Annotated in this window: 1 protein-coding gene; it reads left to right on the top strand. The window is 55.3% G+C overall.

Annotated elements, in window-relative coordinates; all coding sequences use genetic code 11:
* A partial coding sequence (locus tag FHD02_RS24130; protein ID WP_304502720.1) for a propanediol/glycerol family dehydratase large subunit occupies positions 1-300 on the top strand: 300 nt, incomplete at both ends.

Raw genomic sequence — 300 nt, 5'->3', positions numbered from 1 at the left:
ACGATCCGGCTTCGTCGGTGAAGGTAGAGAATGGTCGTATTGTTGAGCTGGACGGCAAGAGCCGCGCCGAGTTCGACATGATTGACCGTTTTATTGCCGACTACGCGATTAACGTGGCTGAAACTGAACGGGCAATGCGGCTCGACGCGCTGGAGATCGCCAGAATGCTGGTGGATATCCACGTCAGCCGGGAAGAGATTGTTGCTATTACCACCGCTATCACCCCGGCGAAAGCGGTGGAGGTGATGGCGCAAATGAACGTGGTGGAAATGATGATGGCGCTGCAAAAAATGCGCGCCA

Origin of the sequence: Citrobacter sp. EC_71, from assembly GCF_019584005.1 — a bacterium.
Classification (GTDB): domain Bacteria; phylum Pseudomonadota; class Gammaproteobacteria; order Enterobacterales; family Enterobacteriaceae; genus Citrobacter; species Citrobacter werkmanii.
This window is presented reverse-complemented; position numbering and strand designations above follow the sequence as displayed.